Below are 23827 nucleotides of genomic sequence, written 5' to 3' on the forward strand. Positions count from 1 at the left end.
TTACAGTTTTAACGATTTCAGAATAAAATCTGTTCGGTTTTCAACAGTATCAAAAGGCACATCAACCAAATCATAGCCAAATTTTTGGTACGTGTTTACCAAATGGTCGTGAATCTGCAAAGCTTGATTAAAATTTTCATAGCGTTCGTTGTCGCTCGTGTAAATGTCTCGCCAAGGTTTTAAAATGAAAACCTGGTGGTATCTTAAATTATCACAAGCAGTAATGAATCTTTCGGGGTAGATGTCGCCAATGTAATCCATGTAGGCAACAATATCAGGAATTCCCCTGTCAAAAAAAATAGTTTCATTTTTATAAATATCAGCATCAACAAACTGCTTCCGTCTTCCTTTTAAAAGCATATCACTAAACAGCAATGGATTGCTTAAAAACAATTGGTCTATACCTTGTTTTTTTGCATCTAAGGTGACTTGTCGCGAAATTTCTTCAAGACATGTGTGTCCCTTTTTGATTAAATCGTTGATTAAAGTCGATTTCCCCGTTCCTGGTCCACCAGTAATAACAATCTTTTCAGTGTTCAAATCAGCTATATTTGCTGTAAAATTCGGAATTTAACTTCTATAAAAAAAATAGAAAGTAAACCGTATATTTGCAATAGAAAAAATGACTATGGGTGCACCTTCAAATTCTGATGAATTCTACGAAAAATTAAAATCTCAACTCTATGCCAATAATAGCTGGCCGGCAGAATACTTGTATAAATTTATTGTGAAGTCTGATGCCGCTAAAATTGCAAAATTAGAAGCCATTTTTGACAACATGGGGGCGGTAATTAATACAACCGAATCAAAAAATGGGAATTATACAAGCGTTTCGGTTAACCTTTTGATGAGAGATCCAGAAATCGTAATTGAAAAGTATCAGGAAGTCGCAGAAAAAATTGAAGGCGTAATTAGTCTTTAATATTTTTTTGTATTTTGCCCAAGCACAAAAGCTACATGTAAAACATTAATCTTTACACATTTTATTTTGATTGATAATCTAGAATATAACACAGAGCGTGAACATTTAATCATTCCCGAATACGGGCGTCATATGCAAAAAATGATCAATTACGCTAAAACCATTGAAAGCAAGGAGGAACGGAATAAAGTGGCAAAAGCCATAATTGCAGTTATGGGCAACATGCAGCCACATTTAAGGGATGTGCCCGACTTTCAGCACAAGCTTTGGGACCAACTTTTTATCATGTCTAATTTTGAGTTGGATGTGGATTCTCCTTTTGAAAAGCCTACCAAAGAACTTTTTGAGGAGCGCCCAGAACCATTGAATTATCCACAAAACCACCCAAAATATCGTTTCTACGGAAATAATATAAAAACCATGATTGACGTGGCTAATACTTGGGAAGATGGCGATTTAAAAGAGGCTTTGATTTATACCATCGCCAACCATATGAAAAAGTGTTTTTTAAACTGGAACAAAGATACCGTTGAAGATGATGTAATTTATGATCATTTGTTTGAGCTTTCTGGAGGAAAAATCAATTTGAAGAATTCTGATGAAGATTTATCGGATGCTTCAAGCTTAATGCGCTCTAAAAATAAGTTTTCAGGAAACAAAAAAGGAGGGCACCATCACAAAAAAGGTTCGAATAAAAGAAAGCGCTACTAACAGGTATGGGAACATTTAAAATTGAAGGTGGCCACCGATTAAAAGGGAGCATTCAGCCCCAAGGCGCAAAGAATGAAGCATTGCAAATTTTATGTGCCGTACTACTTACTTCTGAAAAAATAACAATCCATAACATTCCAGATATTGTTGATGTCAACAAACTCATCGAGTTACTTAGGAAATTGGGTGTTAAGATTGAAAAACTAAAAAAAGGCAGTTATAGCTTTCAGGCCGATGAGGTCAATTTAAAGTATTTGGAGTCTGATCAATTTAAGGTTGATGGTCGTGGTTTGCGCGGCTCTATAATGATTGTTGGGCCACTATTGGCACGTTTCGGCAAAGGCTACATTCCTAAGCCCGGCGGCGATAAAATCGGTCGTAGAAGATTGGACACCCATTTTGAGGGTTTAATAAAACTCGGAGCAAAATTTGGGTATAGTAGAGAAGAGCAGTTTTATGGTGTTGAAGCAAAAAAATTAAAAGGAACTTATATGCTCCTTGAAGAAGCTTCAGTTACCGGTACGGCAAATATTTTGATGGCGGCTGTTTTGGCTGAAGGTCAAACTACCATTTACAACGCAGCTTGCGAACCTTATTTACAGCAATTGTGTAAAATGCTGAATAGAATGGGGGCTAAGATTAGCGGCGTTGGTTCCAATATGTTGATTATTGATGGTGTTGATAGCTTAGGAGGAACAGAGCATACCATGTTACCCGATATGATTGAAATTGGTAGTTGGATTGGTCTTGCGGCTATGACAAAAAGTGAACTCACCATTACTAATGTGTCTTGGAATGATTTAGGATTGATCCCTGAAACATTCAGAAAATTAGGTATTACCGTTGAAAAACAGGGTGACGATATTCATATTCCGGCCCATACTGATGGTTACGAAATCCAGAGTTTTATTGATGGATCCATTTTATCCATTGCGGATGCACCATGGCCTGGATTTACGCCAGATTTGTTAAGTATCATACTTGTTGTGGCAACGCAAGCGCGTGGAAGTGTTTTGGTTCATCAAAAAATGTTTGAAAGCCGTTTGTTCTTTGTTGATAAGTTGATTGATATGGGTGCAAAAATTATTCTTTGCGACCCGCATCGTGCCACTGTAATTGGTCATGATTATAAATCTACCCTAAAGGCAACTACAATGACCTCGCCAGATATTCGTGCTGGAGTAGCCCTTTTAATTGCAGCACTTTCGGCAAAAGGAACGTCAACCATCCAAAATATTGAGCAGATTGATCGAGGCTACGAAAACATTGACGAGCGTTTACGTGCAATTGGTGCAAAAATTGAAAGGATAGCTTAATTCAAGAAGCTTTAAAATTAGAATAGACTATTTTTAAATTGGATTGATAATCTTCGCTTTTTTGTTCGATGGATTCTTCTTTTAATGATTCAATATAGTCTTGAAAAATAGATAACGGTATATTAAAGTATTTTGCAACTTTAATATGGTGATTAACTCTATTTCGATAGTTTTATCCTGTTTATTAAAATTTAGGTGTTTTATGAGGGATTTAATTGTAAGCGTATCATAACGTGTTGTTTTTTAAACTTTTGCATTTTAAAGTTAACGCTATAAATAATCAAATGAAATATGCACATACACGTATTTTTTACCATTTTAGAAACCATTATGGGTTTGATTTGTCTTCTTTAAACCGTTCAAAATCAGATTTAGTTTGAACTTTGGGAAAACTATTATTAGACATGTTGGTATCTGCAAATTCAAAATTCGGGTCTAAATTTACTTTGCTCACCTCTTTTTCCTTAATAAAGGTTTTCTTGACTTCATGCTCGTTTCTGCGCCAGATTTGCGCGGGTAATTTGTCTATTTCTTTGGTGCCATCAGTAAATATCCATTCAATGGTAACGGGCATAACCAAGCCTCCAACATTTTTAATGGTGACCTCATAAATGTTTTTGCTTGAAAGTTCTTTTCTGATTTCTTTTTCATCAATTCTTGATAAAAATTGACCATATGCATTGTCAGGAGTATCCATCATATTGATGACCTCCGGACCATTGGAAAAATCTTTTTGAGCTTCTGTAGCACCTTTTTCGTTGGCGGCTATCTTTACAGCTGAAGAATTATTTTTGTCTTCAATGTTTGTGTTTTCTTCAAAAACCTTAAACCATTTTACATTGTTCAATTCCATATCTACATTATCGGTTGTAAAAAACCACCCTCTGTAAAACCAATCTAAATCTACGGCAGTGGCATCTTCCAAAGTTCTGAACAAATCAGCGGGATTAGGATGTTTGTATTTCCATCTGTTGGCATATTCTTTAAACGCTTCATCAAAAAGCTCTTTTCCTATAATGGAGTTTCTCAACATTTGAAGGCCAACTGTAGGTTTAATGTAAAAATTCATGCCAAACTGGTTGAAAAGTTCATTGTCTGATGTTGTCATAATAGGCCTTAAAATACTTTTGTCTCCAGTCATAAATGGAACAATGGTTTTCGGGGTTACACTGCTATAGTCTGGATAGCGCTCGGCAACCGTACGTTGGTGGAGAAATGTGTTTAAGCCTTCATCCATCCACATCCATTTACGCTCATCTGAACTCACAATCATTGGGAACCAATTGTGCCCTACTTCGTGGATTATCGTGCCCACCATACTTTGTTTGGCTGCATCACTTATTTTTCCATTTACAGGTCTGCCTCCATTAAAACTAATCATGGGAAATTCCATACCAATGTTGGATGTATTAACTGAAATACAAACAGGGTAGGGGTAATCAAAAGTAGCTTCAGAATATACTTCGAGGGCTTGCTTAATGGCATTGGTGGATTCTTCTTTCCAAACCGGTAACCCTTCCTTTGGATAGAAAGACATGGCCATAACGGTATTGGTTGGTAACTCTACGGCTTGGGCATCCCACAAAAATTTTCTTGATGAGGCAAAAGCAAAATCACGAACATTGTCAGCCCTGAACTTCCAGGTTTTTAATTTTTTCGATTTTTGTTTTTCATTATCAATGGCTTCTTCCTTGGTAATTACCATAACAGGCTTGCTAAATGACTTTTCAGCTTTTTTCAATCTGTTTAATTGCGTTTTGGTCAAAACAGATTCACTGTTTAATAGAGTACCAGTAGATGCCACTATATGATCTTCGGGAACAGAGATTTCAACATCGTAATTGCCAAATTCCAAAGCAAATTCACCTAATTTTTGAAATTGTTGGTTTTGCCACCCCTCAGTGTCATTATAAACTGCCATTCTTGGGAACCAATGTGCTATAAGGTAAACCGTGTTGTCATCCTCAGGAAAATATTCATAACCTTCTCTAGACAACAAAAACAAGCTTCTATCTGTAATTGGATAAGACCATGCAATGGATAAAGTTGCAGATTCACCAGAGTTTAGCGAATTATTCAGCTTCACCTTCATCATGGTATTGTTTACCAGTGTTTTCAGGTTATTTCCCGCTCCATCCTTGACGTATTTTATGGAGTAACCAGCTGGAAAATCCATAGCTCGGGTTAAAAATTGCATTTGTCTGGAGGTCATGCCATCTTTCATGCTGTTGTTTATGCTGCCAAAGTCCTCATTTCCCTTTTTATTGACATTTTGTTCAAGTTGTAACCATAAGTAACTTAAATCTTCGGGTGAATTGTTATGATAGGTTATCATTTCTTCACCCAAAATCATGTTGTTTTTTTCATCAAGGGTAACTTTTATTTTATAGTCAGCACGCTGTTGCCAATACGCTTTGCCGGGGGCACCACTGGCTGTTCTGTAACTGTTTGGGGGAGAAATTAAATTATCAATGGGTTCAAACTTTCCCTGCCATGGTTGGTTTTGTGCATTAAAACTTAAAAAAGGGCAAACCAGTAACAGGACGAACAGAAATCTTCGCATTATTAATTAGTTATTTAAATTAGTCTAGGACAATATATGAAATATTAAAACATTTATCCTAATAATTATGATTAGGACGAAATCGACACTAATGTTTGAAAAAAACGGATAAAACATTTTGTTTTTGTTGCTTGACGGAATAGCGTTCTGTAAATTTGCAGCGCAAAAAACAAGTAAATATGGCAAATAAGAAAAACTTAACATTTGATGTGTTAATTGAAATACCAAAGGGAAGTAGAAATAAATACGAATACGATTTTACATTGCACAAAATTCGCTTTGATAGAACTCTGTTTTCTTCAATGATGTATCCAGGAGATTACGGTTTTATCCCTGAAACTTTGGCTTTAGATCAAGATCCTTTGGATATTCTGGTACTATCTACTGAGCCATCATATCCTATGGTTGTTATGGAAGTTAGGCCAATTGGTGTTTTCCATATGACCGATGAAAAAGGACCTGATGAAAAATTAATTTGTGTACCGGTTTCAGACCCAGTTTGGAGCAAACGAAGTGATATTACAGATTTGAACCCACATAGACTAAAAGAAATAGAGCACTTTTTTCAGGTTTACAAAGATTTGGAAGAGAAGAAAGTTGATGTTGGTGGATGGGGCAATGCAGAAGAAGCCAGAAGAATATATTTTGAATGTGTACAGCGTTATGAAGAGAGCGAACACAAGAAAAAAAGAACATTTACCATCTAGATTATCATATCGATAATATATCCTAAAAAAATTGAACCATCTTAAATATAAGGTGGTTTTTTTTATCACTTATATTTTCCTATTTTTGGCAGCATTGAAAAATATTAACTTAAAATAACTAACTGAATATGGAATTAATAGTGAAGTTTTTGCCGCTTTTTGGCGTATTGGCTTTGGCGTTTGTATTTATTAAAAGTGCATGGGTATCAAAGCAAGACCAAGGTGATGAAAAAATGATAAGAATAGCTAAAAACATTGCAGACGGAGCAATGTCATTTTTAAAAGCAGAGTACAAAATACTATCTGTTTTTGTAATTGCTGTAGCCATCTTATTGTATTTCAAAGGAAGTTCTGAAGAGGGGTCTAATGGTATGGTTGCGGTATCTTTTATTGTTGGGGCTATTTGTTCCGCTTTAGCTGGTTTTATCGGTATGAAAGTCGCTACCAAGGCTAATGTTAGAACAACGAGTGCGGCCAGAAGCTCGTTAGGAAAAGCTTTGGAAGTAGCCTTTGCTGGAGGTGCGGTAATGGGCTTGGGTGTTGTAGGTTTGGGAGTTTTAGGACTTAGCGGACTTTTTATGATTTACAGTGAAATGGGCTGGGGAACTGCTGAAGTACTTAATGTGCTTTCTGGATTCTCTCTTGGTGCTTCTTCTATTGCATTATTTGCACGTGTTGGAGGTGGCATTTATACTAAAGCTGCCGACGTTGGGGCGGATTTAGTTGGTAAGGTTGAAGCTGGTATTCCTGAAGACCACCCTTTAAACCCGGCTACTATTGCGGATAACGTTGGTGATAACGTTGGTGATGTTGCCGGTATGGGAGCCGATTTATTCGAATCGTATGTAGGTTCAATAATTGGTACTATGGTGTTGGGTGCGTTTATTGTTACGCCAGATTTTAACGGTTTAGGAGCTGTATATTTACCATTGGTTTTAGCTGCTGTAGGTATTGTCATGTCGATAATAGGAACCTTTTTTGTAAGGGTAAAAGACGGAGGTTCCCCTCATAAAGCATTAAATTTAGGTGAATTTGGTTCAGGATTTTTAATGATTATAGCGTCTTATTTTATAATTACAATGATGCTTCCTGAAACACAGGAGGGTCTGCCTTACGGGGCACTAGGTGTTTTTTGGGCGGTACTTTGTGGTTTAATAGCTGGTTTTGGTGTTGGGAAAATTACCGAACACTACACAGGTATGGGTACAAAACCTGTTAACTCTATTGTTAAACAATCTGAAACAGGATCAGCTACAAACATTATTGCTGGTTTGGGGGTAGGAATGATGTCTACTGCTGTACCAATCATATTAATAGCTGCAGCAATTTTAATTTCACATCACTTTGCAGGATTGTATGGGATAGCTATAGCGGCTGTGGGTATGTTAGCTAATACTGGAATTCAATTGGCTGTAGATGCTTATGGACCGATTTCGGATAATGCAGGTGGAATTGCAGAAATGGCTGAATTGCCAAGTGAAGTAAGAAAACGTACAGATAAATTAGATGCAGTTGGGAACACAACAGCAGCTATTGGTAAAGGATTCGCAATAGCTTCGGCAGCATTAACCGCTTTGGCTTTATTTGCAGCTTTTATGAAAACTGCTGGAGTAGATGCTATTGATGTATCGAGGCCAGATATTATGGCAGGATTGTTAATTGGTGGTATGTTGCCATTTGTGTTTTCTGCATTGTCTATGAATGCTGTTGGTCGTGCAGCCATGGCTATGATAGAGGAGGTACGTCGTCAATTTAGGGACATCCCTCAATTAAAAGCCGCATTAGAGGTGATGCGTAAATATGACTCAGATATAAGTAAAGCATCAGAAGCCGATAGAAAAATATTTGACGCTGCAGACGGAGTTGCCGAATACGAAAAATGTGTTGAAATTTCAACCCAAGCTTCTATTAAAGAAATGGTTTTACCAGGTTTGTTGGCTATTGCTGTACCTGTTGCAATTGGTTTTATTGGAGGTGCCGAAATGCTAGGTGGTTTATTGGCAGGTGTTACAACTTGCGGTGTGCTCATGGCAATATTCCAGTCCAATGCTGGAGGCGCATGGGATAATGCTAAAAAAACCATTGAAGAACAAGGCAAAAAAGGAACAGATGCACATAAGGCGGCAGTTGTAGGTGATACCGTTGGCGATCCTTTTAAAGACACTTCGGGGCCTTCTTTAAATATTTTATTAAAATTAATGTCTGTCGTTGCCTTGGTTATTGCACCAAGTATTGCTTTATCTTCCGATGTTGTTACGGCTTATGTTTCAGAAAATAATCAAATGGAAAATGTTGAGGTTGTTAAAAACGTGAAGGTAGAAATGACCAAAAATGATGATGGAACTGTTAAGGCTATTGTAACTACAATTACAACCAAAGATGGGGAGAAATCTACTGAATATGAAACTTTTGAAGGTTTGGAAGAAGAAGTAAAAATAAAGATTGAAGCCCTAGAAAAGAATATTGAAAACGGACAAGCCAAAATTAAAAAGGTGATCAAGTCCGTTGAAAAAGAAGTAGTAAATTAACTAGCTAAACTTTTTTTAGAAAATTAACCACGCAAAAAGGCGTGGTTTTTTTTGTATTTTAGAATGTTTTAAATAGGTAGAATGTTTAAAAAAGATCCGCTTCAAATAATTGCTTTTCAAACCTATGGAAAGGCTAATCATTTGTATCTAAGAGGTCGAGCTTTAGAAGATGAAAGCATCGACTTAGAACAAAAAGGGGCATTTAAGCTGTTGTTCAATGCTTGGAAACGTTTTGAAACGGATGAAATTAAAAATGCCGAACTTATAATAAAGGTTGGAAATAGTAAGTTCTTCAACACAAAAACTAATGAAAGGGGATATTTTTTATTGGACGAAAAGGTTGAAAACCTAAGTGCTTTTGCTAACGATGAGGGCTGGGTAAACCTTGAGTGCTCGTACAAAAAGGAAAAGTCAAAAAGAACCATTCAATCAAAAAACAGGTTTCCAGCCGAGATGTTAATCCCTTCAAATAAAGCTTCTTTTGGTATTATTAGTGATATTGACGATACCATTTTATATACGGGAATAGCATCCCCGTTAAAGTGGCGGGTAGTTTTTAATACATTGTTGACATCTGCCGGAAAGCGTTTGCCACTTGAAGGCGCCCCAGAGTTTTATAATTTGTTGCACCAAGGAAAAAGTGGAAACGAAGCCAATCCTATTTTTTATGTAAGCCACAGCCCATGGAATTTATACAGGTATTTAGAGTATTTCTTGAAGAAGCATAATTTTCCGAAAGGCCCCATTATTTTAAGAAACTTTCCAAAACCATTCACAAGAAAATCTAATCCCAATATACCTCAAAAACAAAAGGAAATTTTAAACTTGCTAAAAACATACCCCAATTTAAAATTCATACTTATCGGTGATATTGGGGAACATGATCCGTATATTTATTTGGAAATAGCAGAAATGTATCCTGAAAATATCTTAGCTATTTATCTAAGAAGTGTGAACCATAAAGCGAAAATAAAGAGGGTAAAAGATTTATACGAAAATTATAAAACCACACCAGTACTTTTAGTGGAGCGTAGTGAACAAGCTCTGCAGCATGCAAAAAAGCATGGTTTTATAGCTACTTAAAACAGTCCGTGGATTTCAGCATCAATGGTGTTGATTACTAGGCCCAAATCTTCTGGGTTGTCAACAAAGTTAAGGTTGTCAACATCAATAATAAGAAGTTTTCCTTTATTGTAACCATGAATCCAAGCTTCGTAACGTTCGTTTAATCGACTTAGGTAGTCAATGCTTATAGAGTTTTCATAATCCCGACCTCGTTTGTGTATTTGGGATACTAAATTAGGTATAGAACTTCTTAAATAAATTAAAACATCCGGTCCCTGAACCAAAGACTCCATTAAATCAAAAAGCGTTTTGTAATTCTCAAAATCACGGTTGGTCATCAAACCCATGGCGTGCAAGTTGGGTGCAAAAATATGGGCATCTTCGTAAATGGTTCGGTCTTGAATGATATCTTTTCCGCTTTGGCGTATTTGAAGTACTTGCCTAAATCTGCTGTTCAAGAAGTAAACCTGTAAATTAAAACTCCAGCGTGCCATTTGGTTATAGAAATCATCCAAATAAGGATTGTCCACAACATCTTCAAGTTGGGCTTCCCATTTATAATGTTTTGCCAATAATTTTGTTAAAGTGGTTTTTCCAGCGCCAATGTTTCCGGCAACAGCAATATGCATAGTTTTAATTGATTTTTAATTGCAATTCATGAAGGCTTTCGCTGTCGTAAATATACAAGGTTTCGTTGGTAAGAGAAAACTGTTTTATTAAAAAATTGGGAGTGGATATGCGAATTGGGTTGCCGTTATTTTTACTTAAATAAAACAGTACATCACCTTTTTTCAACATAATGTTTTCGTTACTTAAGCAAAATGAAGTGAACCCATCGTTCTTCATTTTTTTTACAAGACTCCCGAAATAATTGTAAACATATAAAAAGTTTTTAGTGAGTAAATAACACCAATTGTAATCACTTTTTAAATCTAAAACATCACTTTGAACGGGAGCAGTTTGCGCTCTGGTTTTAAGCTTTTTGTAATCAAAAAGTTCAAGTTTTTGCGTGTCTTGATTGAACAACCAAATCGTGTTGTCAAAACCTGTAGATATATGTGTGATATTTTTATATGGTGATAGCGTGTTAAAGTCTATTTTAAAGATTTCGGCTAGCCTATTATCAAGCACAACAACGGTATTAAAGTCTTTATAAAACAGATTGATTTTTAATGGGTTGAACGTATTTGCCGAAAACATACTACCCAATTGGAGATTATTATAGGTTGTAGTTTGTTGCTCGCCTTTTTTATATAAAACATTACTTTTAGTGAAATAGATGTTGCCAAAATTGTCTGCTGAAACGAGTATGTCAATATCCAACTTTGTCTTTTTTATGGATTCTGTTTCAATTGTTTCTTGCGAAAAAATTGGAGTTGATATAAGTAAAAGGAGATAAAAGACGTGTTTCATACAATGTTAAAAGTACAAAAACAGAAGTGTTTTTTGTTAATTAACGCTTAGATTTTGTTGTATTGTATTGAAGTTGAGAAACTTTATTTTTTTAGTGTAATTTTTTTTGGAGCTGCACTATTTTTTGTTTGATAATATGAATAACTATGATATATTTGCCCACGGTTTTGGGGAGATACTCAAGCGGCCAACGAGGACAGACTGTAAATCTGTTGTTTTTTAACTTCGCAGGTTCGAATCCTGCTCTCCCCACAAGTATTCAAAACCTACTATTAATTTTTGGTTTTAAAAGAAAAAAAATCCCATTGGAGAAATTTCCAATGGGATTTTTTTATTTCAAAGATTTATCCTCTAATCTTCAACCAAAACCCAATCACCCTTGGTAATTAAAGGTTCAGCCTGTTTATATTTTAGGGTTTTGTTTTCGCCACTCATAACGTGTTTGATCGTAACACGGTCGTTGCGCCCAATTTTTGGTTTATCACGCACTATGGTTTCAACCACTTCAGCCTTACGTTGCGTGTTTCCAGCAGCTCTACTTTGCGCTGCACGTTCATCCATATTAGGAATTTCTTCTTTCGAGGTTTGGACTTTTTCTTGTTTACGCGCTCTAGCTTCTTGAATGGTACTTTGTGTTTCTTGAGGTAATTCACCTTTAAACAAGAATGAAATAACATCTTTATTCACTTGGTCAATCATGGCCTTGAAGAGTTCAAAGGCTTCAAACTTATAAATCAAAAGCGGGTCTTTTTGCTCATGTACAGCCAATTGAACGGACTGTTTTAACTCATCCATTTTACGTAAATGGGTTTTCCAAGCATCATCAATAATAGCAAGGGCTATATTTTTTTCAAAATCGGTGATTAATTGCTTGCCATTGGTTTCATAGGCTTTTTGAAGGTCTGTAACCACATTTAAGCTTTTGGAGCCATCAGTAAACGGTACTACAATACGCTTAAACTTATCACCTTGATTTTCATAAACATTTTTAATAACTGGGAATGCCATGTCTGCGTTTCGAGTCATTTTTTCTTTATAATGTTCAAATGCAGTTTTGTAAATTTTTGAGGTGATTTCTTGGGGCGTTAATTTTCCGAATTCCTCTTCCGAAATTGGTGAGCTCATTGAAAAATAACGAATCAACTCAAACTCAAAGTTTTTGTAATCGTTGGCGCCTTTGTTAGTTTCGGCAATACCTTCCGAAGTATCAAAAATCATATTGGCCAAATCCACGCGAAGACGTTCACCGTGTAAAGCATGTTTTCTACGTTTGTAAACCACTTCACGTTGGGCGTTCATTACATCGTCATACTCCAATAATCGTTTACGCACCCCAAAGTTGTTCTCCTCAACTTTTTTCTGGGCTCTTTCAATAGATTTTGAAATCATGGAATGTTGAATCACTTCACCTTCTTTAAGGCCCATTCTATCCATCATTTTTGCGATACGCTCACTACCAAACAAACGCATTAAATTATCTTCCAAAGATACATAGAACTGTGAGCTTCCCGGGTCTCCCTGACGACCAGCACGACCACGTAACTGCCTGTCCACACGACGTGAATCATGACGTTCTGTTCCAACAATGGCCAATCCACCAGCTTTTTTTACTTCGTTGGATAATTTAATATCCGTACCACGACCCGCCATGTTTGTTGCAATGGTTACTTGGCCAGCGTTTCCGGCATCGGCCACAATTTCGGCCTCTTTTTTATGTTGTTTTGCGTTCAAGACGTTGTGTGGTATCTTACGAATACTTAACATTTTGCCAAGCAATTCGGAAATTTCAACGGAAGTAGTACCAATTAAAACTGGACGACCAGCTTGAGAAAGCTGCGTTACCTCGTCTATAACTGCATTGTATTTTTCGCGTTTGGTTTTGTATACCAAATCTTCTTTATCATCGCGGGCTACGGGGCGATTCGTTGGAATTTCAACCACATCCAATTTATAGATTTCCCAGAATTCTCCAGCTTCGGTAACGGCAGTACCTGTCATACCAGATAGCTTACGATACATTCTGAAATAATTTTGAAGGGTTACCGTTGCAAAGGTTTGTGTGGCGTCTTCAATTTTTACATTTTCCTTGGCTTCAATGGCTTGGTGCAAACCGTCTGAATAACGACGCCCATCCATGATTCGCCCGGTTTGCTCGTCAACAATCATTACTTTATTGTCAATCACAACGTATTGCGTGTCCTTTTCAAATAAAGCATAGGCTTTTAAAAGTTGGTTTAAAGTATGGATGCGCTCTGATTTGACACCAAAATCTTTGAACAGTTCTTCTTTTAAATTGGCCTCCTCTTCTTTTGAGAGACCTTGTTCTTCAATTTTTGCTATTTCAACTCCTATTTCTGGTAGGATGAAAAAATCTGGATTATCATTTCCCGAGATATATTCAACCCCTTTATCGGTCAATTCAATTTGATTATTCTTTTCTTCAATAACATAGTACAACTCCGCATCAACTTTGGGCATTTCGCGGTTATTGTCTTGCATGTAGAAATTTTCGGTTTTTTGAAGCAGTTGCTTCACACCTTCTTCGGATAAAAACTTTATCAACGCCTTGTTTTTAGGCATTCCACGGTATACACGCAGCAATTGGAAACCACCTTCTTTGGTTTCGCCAGCCGCAATTAATTTTTTGGCTTCGGCCAAAACACCGGTCAAATATTTGCGTTGAACCGCAACGATATCATCAACTTTTGGTTTTAGTTCATTAAACTCGTGACGGTCACCTTTTGGGATGGGACCAGAAATAATAAGAGGTGTACGGGCATCATCAACCAAAACCGAATCCACCTCATCCACAATGGCATAGTGGTGTGGGCGCTGAACCAAATCTTCTGGTGCGTGCGACATGTTATCCCGTAGGTAATCAAAACCAAATTCGTTGTTTGTTCCGTAGGTAATATCGGCATTGTAAGCTTTTCTGCGCGCAGCTGAGTTGGGTTGATGGTAATCAATACAATCTACACTTAAGCCATGAAACTCGAAAATTGGAGCCATCCAAGCGCTATCACGTTTGGCCAAATAATCGTTGACCGTTACAAGGTGTACGCCTTTACCAGCCAGCGCATTTAGGTAAACAGGTAGGGTAGCCACAAGCGTTTTACCTTCACCTGTTTGCATTTCGGCAATTTTGCCCTGGTGCAATGCAATACCACCTATTAACTGTACATCGTAATGCACCATATCCCAGGTAATGGGTTTTCCCGCGGCATCCCAAGAGTTTGCCCAAACAGCTTTGTCGTCTTCTAGAACAACATAGTCTTTTTCACCAGAAAGTGCTCGGTCGAATTCATTGGCAGTTACTGTTATTGAAGTGCTGTTTACAAAGCGTTTTGCCGTTTCTTTTACAACCGCAAAAGCTTCGGGCAAAATATCGTTCAAAACATCTTCGGTAATCTTGTAAGCGTCATCTTTAAGGCTGTCTATTTGCTCGTAAATATCTTCACGTTGGTCAATGTCTTCGGTGTTTTCAGCCTCTTGTAAAAGATTTGCGATTTGGTCATTAATATCTTTATTTGCCTCTGCAATTTTGGCCTTAAACTCTGCGGTTTTAGCTCTTAATTCGTCATGGCTTAAGGCTTCCAAAGCCTTTTCAAAGGTTTTGATTTTATCAACTAAAGGGGTTATGGCTTTTACATCTTGTTTTGATTTGTCGCCAACAAATACCTTTAGAATGGAATCTAAAAAATTCATGTGTTTATGTTTTATGGTTACACTATTTTGCTAGTGCAGCTCTTGTTTGTTTATTCTATTTTTGAAGTATCTCAAATAACAATCAAAGATACATTATGTTATGATTCTATAAAGATTTACGACAAAAAAAAAGCCTCAGATCGAGACTTTTTAACTATTCTTAATGCTTTTATTTTAATATTCATCTTCGTTCCAAAGATAATCTTCGTCTGTAGGGTAATCTGACCAAATTTCCTCAATCGAATCGTATGAATCGCCTTCATCCTCGATTGACTGTAAATTTTCAACAACCTCCAATGGAGCACCCGTTCTAATAGCGTAATCTATTAATTCGTCTTTTGTTGCTGGCCAAGGCGCATCACTTAAATAAGATGCTAATTCTAAAGTCCAATACATTTCTTTATGCGTTTAATTTTTTTGCAAAAATAAATTTTTAGTTCAAACAGACAAGGAAAAAATGAAATATTTATTCATTAATTTTAAGAACGTATTCTTTTGCGCCAGAAACCTTTAAAAATTTACTGTTGCGCGTTAATTGTTGGGCAAGTTTTTGGGTGGAACCTCAAGAAAATGATAGGTAATCTAAAACTTTTTTAAAACTATTTTTTTTCAGGAATCCACTTAATTTCATTTGCTTGCAAGTCATAAGTCAACTTTCGTGCCAAGACAAATAGATAGTCGGAAAGACGGTTTAAATAAATTAAAGCGTTTGCCTCAAAGGGTTCTAAATCGTTAAGGGCAGAGGCCAAACGTTCGGCCCTACGGCACACACAACGGGCAATATGACAGAATGACACGGTTTGGTGCCCACCGGGAAGCACAAAATGTGTCATGGTAGGTAGGTCTTTGTCCATTTTGTCCATTTCTTTTTCAAGAAACTCAATATCTTTTAAAGAAATTTTTTCAATATTCAAGCGCTCTTCACCACTTTTCAAAATAGCTTTTTTTGGATCTGTAGCTAAAATGGCCCCAATGGTAAAGAGTTTATTTTGAACTTCTATAATTACATCTTTGTAATGTTGATTTATATTTTGGTCGCGAATTAAGCCAAGGTGTGAGTTTAATTCATCAACAGTTCCATAGCTCTCAATACGAATGTGGTGTTTGGGCACACGTGTACCGCCAAATAATGCCGTGGTGCCGTTGTCGCCTGTTTTTGTGTAAATTTTCATATTACGAAGTTAGAGGTAAAAATTGATAAGTTAAAAGGTTTTTGAATCATTTCATAGATATTTTGTCATTAAACACGAATGGTAAAATGCTCCTTAACCTGTTCTTTTCTGAAGAAAACAAATCCCCAAAAAAAGGTATCTACAGTCACTGTTACTTTTGGATGCTTTTTTATGGTTTCCCAAGCTTCGGTCATGTTTTTGCTCCAATAAATATCGTCAAAAATAAAAACGGAATCATTATTTGCAGTTTGTAAAAGGGTTTCAAAATAGCTTAAGGTAGCTTCTTTTTGGTGATTACCGTCAAAGAAAATTAAATCATATTGTTTTGAAACATGTTTTGCAATCACGTCATTAAAATCGCCATTAATGATGCTTACATTTTTCACTTGTAATTTTTCTAACTGCTTTTTTGTAAAAGCTGAAATATTAGGACAGCCTTCAATACTTGTAATTTTTGCATTTGGGTTTTCCAAACTCATGGCGTATGTCGAAATACCCAAAGACGTTCCCAGTTCCAAAATGTTTTTTGGCTTAAAATAGGAGGTGATTCGGTATAAAAGTTTGGCTCTTTTGCATGTGGAACCAGCATTTCTGGCCATTTTAGAAACTCTGCGTTCCTGATTTTTCATGACATGCGAACCTGCCCCTAAATCTGTTACTCTTATTTTAGAAGAGTTCTTTAAAAGTGTTTTTCTGTATGATGAAATAGAATAATAGGCTTTGTGTTTTGTCTTATCGTAGAAGCATTTGGTGACTAAATTATATACGAAGGGCGAATGCACTCCATGTTGGTTTGTGGATTTTAAAAGGAACTTTATGTATTGAATTGATTGATAAAGCATCCAATTGTCATTCTAATTTTGCTGACAATTCAAACCAGCGCTCTTCCTTGGCCTCAATAATATCAATGATTTTTTGCAACTCGTCAGATAGCTTATTTATGTCGTCTTGAGAAAGATTTGGGTTATTAAACTTGTTTTCCAGTTCTTTTTTGTCATAAGCCAACGAATTTAATTTGCTCTCAATATTCCGTAATTCCTTTTCCTCGTTGAAATTCAATTTCGAGGCTTCATTCTGTTTCCAAGATTCTTTTTCCTTTTTATCTTCACTAATAGTTGAAATATCAGGTTGGCTGTCTTCATACACCCTATAATCGGTATAGTTTCCGGGGAAATCTTCAATAACGCCTTCGCCTTTAAAAACAAAAAGGTGGTCCACAACCTTGTCCATAAAATAGCGGTCGTGAGACACTACAATAATGCACCCAGGAAAATCCAAAAGGAATTCCTCCAACACATTGAGTGTTACAATGTCCAGATCATTTGTAGGCTCGTCAAGAATTAAAAAATTTGGATTTTGAATAAGAACAGTACATAAATAGAGTCTTTTGCGTTCGCCACCACTAAGCTTTTCTACAAAGTCATATTGTTTTTTTCTACTGAACAAAAAGCGCTCCAATAGTTGTTGGGCACTAATTTGCCGCCCTTTTTTTAACGGAATGTAATCGCCAAATTCGCGAATAACATCAATAACCTTTTGTTCAGGTTTTATATTGATGCCATTTTGGGTGTAATAGCCAAATTTTACGGTATCTCCTTTTACAACCTTGCCGGAATCTGGTTTTGCCGTTTGGGTCAATATGTTTAAAAAGGTAGTCTTTCCTGTGCCATTTTTGCCAATTATGCCAACACGTTCACCCTTTTTAAAAGTGTAATCAAATGCGCTCAAAATGGTTTTGTCTTTAAACGCTTTTGAAACTTTATGAAATTCGATAATCTTACTCCCCAATCGTTCCATATTGAGTTCCAACTGCACTATATGGTCATTTCTGCGTTGATGGGCGCGGTGTTTTATATCGTTAAAATCATCAATCCTTGACTTCGATTTTGTTGTTCTAGCTTTCGGCTGTCTGCGCATCCATGCCAGTTCTTTTTTGTAAAGCTGTTGTGCTTTTCCAGTTTCAACGGCTTCCCTTTCAATTCGAGCATCACGTTTATCCAAGTAATACGAATAATTGCCTTTATAACTGTATAGTACTCCTTCGTCCAATTCTATGATTTCATTACAAACTCGTTCTAAAAAATAACGATCGTGTGTTACCATGAATAGTGTTAGGTTTTCCTTGGTAAAAAAGTCTTCAAGCCATTCAATCATCTCAAGGTCAAGATGGTTTGTGGGTTCATCTAGAATCAATAAGTCAGGTTTGTTTATTAAAGCATTGGCAAGGGCCAACCGTTTTTTTTGCCCACCAGAGAGCGTGCTAATTTTTTGGTCTAAATTTTCTAGTTTTAGTTTGAATAAGATTTGTTTATAAAGAGTTTCAAAATCCCAGGCTTGGTGGCGTTCCATGGCATCAAATGCTATTTGGTATGCATCAGTGTCCTCTGGGTTTAGGAGTGCCTTTTCGTAGTTAGCAATTATTTTTAAAATGGGGTTATCGCTAACAAAAATGGCTTCTTCAACAGTCAATGAACTGTCAAATTTTGGGTCTTGCGAAAGGAATGAAACTTTTATGTCCTTTCTATAAATAATGTTTCCTGAATCGGGTTGGTCGTCACCAGAAAGAATATTTAAAATTGAGGTTTTTCCTGTGCCATTTTTTGCAACAAACGCTATCTTTTGGTCTTTATGTATGCTGAAGGAAATATCCTCGAAGAGCACAAGTTCTCCATAGGATTTCGATATGTTTTCTACCGTTAAATAATTCAAAATGGATGTTTTTGCAAAGATTACACAAATAACCAAAAAATCTAGCAAAAGTTTTATTGTTAAGGCTTAAAACTTATATTTGCCTTAAATCCATGTGCCTCAATATGAAAAGCTATTTTATTGTTTCATTGTTGGTTGTTAGTATGCTATCTGTATCGTGTATTACCAACAAAGAAATTGTTTATCTTCAGGACAAGGGTAAATCTGTTGATTCTGAGTTAATTAAAGAGCTTTCGAAACCATACAGAGTTCAAGTCAATGATATTTTGAGTATCAATGTGAAAGCCCTTGATGAGGAATTGGTAAATATTTTTAATCCTGTTCGAAGCTCTAATAGTACACAGTCAGGAAGTGGCGGACAGCTTTATTTCAATGGGTTTACGGTCGATTTACATGGCAATATCAAGTTTCCGATATTAGGTGAAATCAATGTCTTGGGTTTTACAATCGATGAGATAGAGAGGAAAGTTGAAAGCGAATTATTAAAGCAATACTTTAAGGAAACCGCTGAATTATTTGTTACTGTTAAACTAGCCGGTTTACGTTATACCACAATTGGCGAAGTTGCAACAGGGGTCCACACGCTTTTTCAAGATCGAGTCAATATTATTGAAGCATTAGCAAACGCAGGTGATATAAGGCAGACTGGAGACAGAAAAGATGTTTTGGTTATACGGCAGTACCCAGACGGACAAAAAATACACCATATCGATTTAACAGATTTTGCTGCCACACAGTCTCCATATTATTATATCCAGCCAAACGATATTATTTTGGTCAAGCCTTTAAAACGTAAAGCTTTGGGTGCTGGTCAAACTGTTGTTCAAAATTTAACCCTTATAGCATCGTTATTTTCTGTAATTGTATCCACGTATTTTTTAACTAAAAACTTGTAATTGTAACGGTATGATTGATGAATTTGAAGTTTCAGAATCTAGCTCAGCATTCGATATCAAAAAGTTTTTATTTAGAGCTTTAAGCTATTGGAAGTGGTTTTTACTGTTGCTAATAATGGGTATTTATGTGGTCTATCAGATGAACATACGTGAGGAGTTCTCCTATAAGTTAAGCTCTAAAATAGCTATAGAAGATGATAGCAATCCGTTATTTACTTCCAATGCCAGTTTAACTTTTAATTGGGGTGGTGTAACTTCTAAATTACGGACTATTATAGTCACATTGGAATCCCGAACCCATCATGAAAAAGTTGTAGAGCGTTTGGAGTTTTACAAGAGTTATTTAAGACAAGGACGCTTTACAAAACAAGATATTTATAAAGCAGCACCATTTAGGTTTGATCATGATTATAATGCACCTCAGTTGATCAATATTCCCGTAAGCATTAAATTTATTAATGATGATACCTATGAACTTCAGGTTAATTTTCAAAGTAGTACAGTACATGCACAGAACTATATAACTAAATCCATATCGAGGGTTGAAGTACCAGTAGGTGTTTTTAAAAAGCAGTTTAAAGTAAACGAAAAAATCGATTTGCCATTTCTAAAGGGGGTACTTAAATTAGAAGAAGGGCGTAAACCAAACATAGGTAATCCCTTGTTTATTTTATTTGGAAATTTTGACGGTGTTGTGGCCAGTTATAAAGGTAGGACAAATATTAGTAATGTTGCAGGATCTCCCATATTGGATATAGCCCTTATTGATAAAAATACCCAAAAGATAGTCGATTATTTAAATGCGATGGTGGATGTTTTGAGTGAAGATCAATTGGAACGTAAAAACCTATATGCCAGCAATGCCATTAAATTTATTGATGACCAAATTTCAAGGGTCAAGGATGAGTTGTCTGATAATGCCAGTGCGTTAAATGATTATAGAAAGAAAAATAAAATTTATAGTCTGGATGATGAAAGCAAACTGCTTAACGATAAGTTTACCAAGTTAGATGGTAATAAAGAAAGTATCATTAGGCAGTTGGATTATTATGCCAATTTGAGAAGCTACTTATTGACCAGTAATACTTTTACAGATATACCAGCACCCTCCATTGCGGGCATTAGTGACCCTAACATCCTTGCTAATGTTAGTAAGATTAATGAACTATCAGTTGAAAAATCTAAATTGCAATATTCCGTAAGAAGTGATACAAGTATTTTTAACGATTTAAACAGGCAAATTGAGGGGTTGAAGAATGTGCTTTTGGAAAATATCAGTTCGGTTACCAATGGTTTGAAACGTGAGCAAGTTCAAGTTAATAAAGATTTGAGCCAGTTAGAGTTGCAGTTTAGCAAGTTGCCTGAAGATCAGCAGCAACTCATAAGTATAGAACGTCAATATTCTTTAAGTCAGCAAACCTATAATGTGTTTTTAGCCAAGCGTGGGGAGGCCGAAATTATTAAAGCGTCCAATGTATCCGATATCTTGGTTATTGATGCCGCTAAAAATACGGGTGCCATGGTTTTGGGTAGAAATTTAAATGTGCGCTATATCATGGCTGCTTTTTTGGCTCTGCTCATTCCATTGTTGATAGCTTTTATTGTTACTATTACAGACCATTATATCCACAGCCCCTTAGATGTTGAGCAATTAACCAAAATTCCTATTTTAGGAGTTGTTGGAAAAAATAAATTAAATGATAATTTGGTCGTTCACAGAAGTCCGAGATCAGCGACCTCAGAATCCTTTCGTGCCATTCGTACAGGATTGCAATATTTTTTTAAAGCCCAAAAAATTGAAGGTACTAAAACGGTATTGGTATCATCATCTGTAAGCGGTGAGGGAAAAACCTTTTGTTCTATTAATGTGGCTACGGTATTTGCTCTAAGTGGTAAAAAAACCATTTTATTGGGATTGGACTTAAGAAAACCAAAGATTTTTAATGATTTTGGAATTGATAATGATAAAGGTATTGTAAATTATCTGGTAGATGATGAACCCCTAGGCAATGTTATCCAAACTACCGGTGTAAACCATCTGGATGTCATTACTTCAGGGGCCATACCGCCAAACCCTTCGGAGCTATTGATTACAGATAGGCTCAAAGCGCTTATAGACCAATTAAAAACCATATACGAATATATTATTCTGGACACGCCACCTATTGGTTTGGTGGCCGATGCTTTGGAATTGATTGAGCATGTAGATGCTACGTTATATGTGGTTCGGCAGGACTATACAAAACGCGAAATGCTAAATTTTATAAACGAAAAACACCGAACCGAACAGGTTAAAAACATTAGCGTGGTGTATAATGGTTACGATCAAAAAGCCAAATACGGCTATGGCTATGGCTATGGCTACGGTTATGGCTACGGTTATGGTAATTATGCCAATGGTTACCATGATGACGAAAACCATAAAAATGGGGTGTGGCAAAAAATCAAAACCCTTTTTAAAAAAGCATGAATGCTGATTTAAAGCAGACTTCATCAATGGACAAGCTACTTTTAATAGCTATAAAAGCAGCAATTAGTGCGGGAGCAGAAATCATGGAAATTTATTCTGATGATTTTAAAGTCGTTTTAAAACCCGACGATTCCCCATTGACCATAGCCGATACCAGGGCCAATGCTGTAATAAATACCTACTTGGAAACAACAGCCATTCCCATTATCAGTGAAGAAAATAAACAGATTCCATTTGCTACCAGAAAAAAATGGAATACATGTTGGATGGTAGACCCATTGGATGGTACTAAGGAATTTATAAAACGCAATGGCGAGTTTACCGTAAATATAGCGCTTATAGAAAAGGGTAAACCGGTATTGGGCGTTATTTATGTGCCCGTAGAGCAGACTTTGTATTTCGCTGAGGTGAAAACCCAAAAGGCCTATAAATGCATCGTACCAAACCACATGTTTAGTGAAGAGGTAATCAATCAGTGTGACCCTATTCTTCCAGTTTGGAATCTAAATGCAACATTACGTGTGGTGGGCAGCCGGTCGCATAAAAGTGCAGATACCGATGTATTGATTAAAGAATTTCAACAGGAAGGCTATACAGTAGAGATGTTGTCTAAAGGCAGTTCATTAAAGTTTTGTTTGGTAGCCGAAGGAGCTGCCAATATATATCCGCGATTTGCGCCTACCATGGAATGGGATACCGCAGCTGGGCATGCAATCTGTGCAGCCGTTGGTCTGGAGGTTTCACAGGTGGATAGCGACCAACCTTTGGTGTATAATAAACCTAATTTGTTGAACCCCTTTTTTATAGTACAGTAAACCCTAAATGAAACATAACAAAAAGCAAAAATATAGCATTACCCAGCAGGACAGGAGGTTGATAAACAAGCATAAACCCTGTCTTATTTGGTTTACCGGATTGTCAGGCTCAGGAAAATCGACCATAGCCAATTTATTGGAAAAAGAGTTGCATAAAGAACAAGTTCATACTTATACCTTAGATGGTGATAACTTACGCAGGGGGTTAAATAAGGATTTAATGTTTACCAAGGAAGACCGTACCGAAAACTTACGTCGTACGGCTGAGGTGGCTAAGCTTTTTATCGATGCGGGCGTGGTGGTGATTGCAGCCTTTATTTCGCCTTACAACAGCATTCGCGAGATGATAAAAACCATTGTGGGCGATGCCTATTACATAGAGGTTTTTGTGAATACGCCTTTAGAGGTTTGCGAACAGCGCGATGTTAAAGGCTTATATAAAAAAGCACGTAGCGGGGAGATTAAGAACTTTACGGGGATTAGCGCCCCTTTTGAGATTCCCGAGCAACCAACACTAGAAATCAAAACCGTTGAGGAGTGTCCTGAAGATGCAGTAAAGCGGATTTTAGAGGTTTTGAAGGGGCGGTTGTAGTTTTCATGCTGAATTTGGTTCTCGATACAATTTTCTCATACTTCGAAAACCACTCGAACTGACAAGGTTCTCCAGGCAATTTTTCATGCTTCGAAAATCACTCGAACTGACAAGTTTTGTTTATGGGTTGTCACGTCGAGTGGATTTGTGAGGGACGAACAAATTTGTATCGAGACGCATTTTTCTAAAACCACTCGAACGGGCAATATAAAGTTAATTCCTAATGCAGTACCAAACCCTTGT

The 23827-nt window shown here is 36.6% G+C and carries 19 protein-coding genes and 1 tRNA gene; 11 read left to right on the plus strand and 9 right to left on the minus strand.

The genetic code is table 11. The annotated features are described in order from the left end of the window. Positions 1–540 (minus strand): AAA family ATPase, encoded by a 540-nt coding sequence (locus ACB104_RS12755; RefSeq protein WP_370479305.1) that lies wholly within the window; start codon positions 538–540, stop codon positions 1–3. A gap of 88 nt (positions 541–628) precedes the next feature. Here ACB104_RS12755 and ACB104_RS12760 point away from each other — a divergent pair, with 88 nt between their 5' ends. The 3 genes from ACB104_RS12760 (at position 629) to murA (ending at position 2949) form a co-directional block, all read left to right on the plus strand. Then, positions 629–922 (plus strand): DUF493 family protein, encoded by a 294-nt coding sequence (locus ACB104_RS12760; RefSeq protein WP_370479307.1) that lies wholly within the window; start codon positions 629–631, stop codon positions 920–922. A 66-nt stretch (positions 923–988) separates the two neighbouring features. Beyond that, the gene (locus ACB104_RS12765; RefSeq protein WP_370479309.1) at positions 989–1633 is read left to right on the plus strand and encodes a DUF4290 domain-containing protein; all 645 of its coding nucleotides are present in this window, start codon (positions 989–991) and stop codon (positions 1631–1633) included. A 5-nt stretch (positions 1634–1638) separates the two neighbouring features. After that, positions 1639–2949: a UDP-N-acetylglucosamine 1-carboxyvinyltransferase gene (gene murA / locus ACB104_RS12770; protein WP_370479311.1), complete on the plus strand. Its 1311-nt coding sequence runs from the start codon at positions 1639–1641 to the stop codon at positions 2947–2949. Between the two features lie 328 nt (positions 2950–3277). Here murA and ACB104_RS12775 read toward each other — a convergent pair whose 3' ends face one another. Next, a complete protein-coding gene (locus ACB104_RS12775; RefSeq protein ID WP_370479313.1) occupies positions 3278–5512 on the minus strand; it encodes a M1 family metallopeptidase in 2235 nt (744 codons plus the stop codon). Positions 5513–5691: 179 nt separating this feature from the next. Here ACB104_RS12775 and ACB104_RS12780 point away from each other — a divergent pair, with 179 nt between their 5' ends. From ACB104_RS12780 to ACB104_RS12790, 3 genes are all read left to right on the plus strand, one after another. Continuing rightward, positions 5692–6219, plus strand: a complete 528-nt coding sequence (locus ACB104_RS12780) for an inorganic diphosphatase (protein ID WP_370479315.1) — start codon at positions 5692–5694, stop codon at positions 6217–6219. Between the two features lie 128 nt (positions 6220–6347). After that, the gene (locus tag ACB104_RS12785) at positions 6348–8747 is read left to right on the plus strand and encodes a sodium-translocating pyrophosphatase (protein ID WP_370479317.1); all 2400 of its coding nucleotides are present in this window, start codon (positions 6348–6350) and stop codon (positions 8745–8747) included. Positions 8748–8828: 81 nt separating this feature from the next. Next, positions 8829–9830 (plus strand): App1 family protein phosphatidate phosphatase, encoded by a 1002-nt coding sequence (locus tag ACB104_RS12790; protein WP_370479319.1) that lies wholly within the window; start codon positions 8829–8831, stop codon positions 9828–9830. Here ACB104_RS12790 and ACB104_RS12795 read toward each other — a convergent pair. Next, complete coding sequence (locus ACB104_RS12795) at positions 9827–10441, minus strand: deoxynucleoside kinase (protein ID WP_370479321.1); 615 nt, start codon at positions 10439–10441, stop codon at positions 9827–9829. The genes ACB104_RS12790 and ACB104_RS12795 overlap by 4 nt on opposite strands. Positions 10442–10445: 4 nt before the next feature. Then, positions 10446–11225, minus strand: a complete 780-nt coding sequence (locus ACB104_RS12800; RefSeq protein WP_370479323.1) for a hypothetical protein — start codon at positions 11223–11225, stop codon at positions 10446–10448. Between the two features lie 169 nt (positions 11226–11394). On the opposite strand from ACB104_RS12800, the gene ACB104_RS12805 reads away from it, so the two are divergent. After that, a tRNA-Tyr gene (locus tag ACB104_RS12805) sits at positions 11395–11477 on the plus strand. 99 nt (positions 11478–11576) lie between these two features. Here the strand turns inward: ACB104_RS12805 and secA are convergent. From secA to ACB104_RS12830, 5 genes are all read right to left on the minus strand, one after another. Continuing rightward, on the minus strand, positions 11577–14930 hold the full coding sequence (secA, locus tag ACB104_RS12810; RefSeq protein WP_370479325.1) for a preprotein translocase subunit SecA: 3354 nt from the start codon (positions 14928–14930) through the stop codon (positions 11577–11579). Positions 14931–15104: 174 nt separating this feature from the next. Further along, positions 15105–15326 carry a DUF2795 domain-containing protein gene (locus ACB104_RS12815; protein WP_019387375.1) on the minus strand — a complete coding sequence of 74 codons (222 nt, stop codon included), beginning with the start codon at positions 15324–15326 and terminating at the stop codon, positions 15105–15107. Between the two features lie 203 nt (positions 15327–15529). Beyond that, positions 15530–16102: a cob(I)yrinic acid a,c-diamide adenosyltransferase gene (locus ACB104_RS12820; protein ID WP_370479328.1), complete on the minus strand. Its 573-nt coding sequence runs from the start codon at positions 16100–16102 to the stop codon at positions 15530–15532. Between the two features lie 68 nt (positions 16103–16170). Beyond that, entirely contained in the window at positions 16171–16944 is a 774-nt protein-coding gene (locus ACB104_RS12825) for an O-methyltransferase (protein ID WP_370479330.1), read from the minus strand. Positions 16945–16951: 7 nt separating this feature from the next. Further along, positions 16952–18811, minus strand: a complete 1860-nt coding sequence (locus ACB104_RS12830; protein ID WP_370479332.1) for an ABC-F family ATP-binding cassette domain-containing protein — start codon at positions 18809–18811, stop codon at positions 16952–16954. 104 nt (positions 18812–18915) lie between these two features. Between ACB104_RS12830 and ACB104_RS12835 the strand changes: the two genes are divergently transcribed. From ACB104_RS12835 to cysC, 4 genes are read left to right on the plus strand one after another with little or no spacing between them, the layout of a single operon-like run. Continuing rightward, positions 18916–19707: a polysaccharide biosynthesis/export family protein gene (locus tag ACB104_RS12835; RefSeq protein WP_370479333.1), complete on the plus strand. Its 792-nt coding sequence runs from the start codon at positions 18916–18918 to the stop codon at positions 19705–19707. 10 nt (positions 19708–19717) lie between these two features. After that, on the plus strand, positions 19718–22177 hold the full coding sequence (locus ACB104_RS12840) for an exopolysaccharide transport family protein (protein ID WP_370479335.1): 2460 nt from the start codon (positions 19718–19720) through the stop codon (positions 22175–22177). After that, on the plus strand, positions 22174–22992 hold the full coding sequence (gene cysQ, locus ACB104_RS12845) for a 3'(2'),5'-bisphosphate nucleotidase CysQ (protein WP_370479337.1): 819 nt from the start codon (positions 22174–22176) through the stop codon (positions 22990–22992). The genes ACB104_RS12840 and cysQ overlap by 4 nt, the downstream gene beginning before the upstream one ends. 7 nt (positions 22993–22999) lie before the next feature. Continuing rightward, the gene (cysC, locus tag ACB104_RS12850; RefSeq protein ID WP_370479338.1) at positions 23000–23584 is read left to right on the plus strand and encodes an adenylyl-sulfate kinase; all 585 of its coding nucleotides are present in this window, start codon (positions 23000–23002) and stop codon (positions 23582–23584) included. Positions 23585–23827: the final 243 nt, after the last annotated feature.

It is taken from the genome of Tamlana flava (genome assembly GCF_041287255.1).
Lineage (GTDB): Bacteria > Bacteroidota > Bacteroidia > Flavobacteriales > Flavobacteriaceae > Tamlana > Tamlana flava.

Bases quoted from the DNA above. Each gene is read 5' to 3' on its own strand.
- ACB104_RS12790 (WP_370479319.1), top strand. From the start codon at position 8,829: ATGTTTAAAAAAGATCCGCTTCAAATAATTGCTTTTCAAACCTATGGA.
- secA (WP_370479325.1), bottom strand. From the start codon at position 14,930: ATGAATTTTTTAGATTCCATTCTAAAGGTATTTGTTGGCGACAAATCA.
- ACB104_RS12815 (WP_019387375.1), bottom strand. From the start codon at position 15,326: ATGTATTGGACTTTAGAATTAGCATCTTATTTAAGTGATGCGCCTTGG.
- murA (WP_370479311.1), top strand. From the start codon at position 1,639: ATGGGAACATTTAAAATTGAAGGTGGCCACCGATTAAAAGGGAGCATT.
- cysC (WP_370479338.1), top strand. From the start codon at position 23,000: ATGAAACATAACAAAAAGCAAAAATATAGCATTACCCAGCAGGACAGG.
- ACB104_RS12835 (WP_370479333.1), top strand. From the start codon at position 18,916: ATGAAAAGCTATTTTATTGTTTCATTGTTGGTTGTTAGTATGCTATCT.
- ACB104_RS12760 (WP_370479307.1), top strand. From the start codon at position 629: ATGGGTGCACCTTCAAATTCTGATGAATTCTACGAAAAATTAAAATCT.
- ACB104_RS12795 (WP_370479321.1), bottom strand. From the start codon at position 10,441: ATGCATATTGCTGTTGCCGGAAACATTGGCGCTGGAAAAACCACTTTA.
- ACB104_RS12785 (WP_370479317.1), top strand. From the start codon at position 6,348: ATGGAATTAATAGTGAAGTTTTTGCCGCTTTTTGGCGTATTGGCTTTG.
- ACB104_RS12825 (WP_370479330.1), bottom strand. From the start codon at position 16,944: ATGCTTTATCAATCAATTCAATACATAAAGTTCCTTTTAAAATCCACA.
- cysQ (WP_370479337.1), top strand. From the start codon at position 22,174: ATGAATGCTGATTTAAAGCAGACTTCATCAATGGACAAGCTACTTTTA.
- ACB104_RS12780 (WP_370479315.1), top strand. From the start codon at position 5,692: ATGGCAAATAAGAAAAACTTAACATTTGATGTGTTAATTGAAATACCA.
- ACB104_RS12840 (WP_370479335.1), top strand. From the start codon at position 19,718: ATGATTGATGAATTTGAAGTTTCAGAATCTAGCTCAGCATTCGATATC.
- ACB104_RS12775 (WP_370479313.1), bottom strand. From the start codon at position 5,512: ATGCGAAGATTTCTGTTCGTCCTGTTACTGGTTTGCCCTTTTTTAAGT.
- ACB104_RS12800 (WP_370479323.1), bottom strand. From the start codon at position 11,225: ATGAAACACGTCTTTTATCTCCTTTTACTTATATCAACTCCAATTTTT.
- ACB104_RS12820 (WP_370479328.1), bottom strand. From the start codon at position 16,102: ATGAAAATTTACACAAAAACAGGCGACAACGGCACCACGGCATTATTT.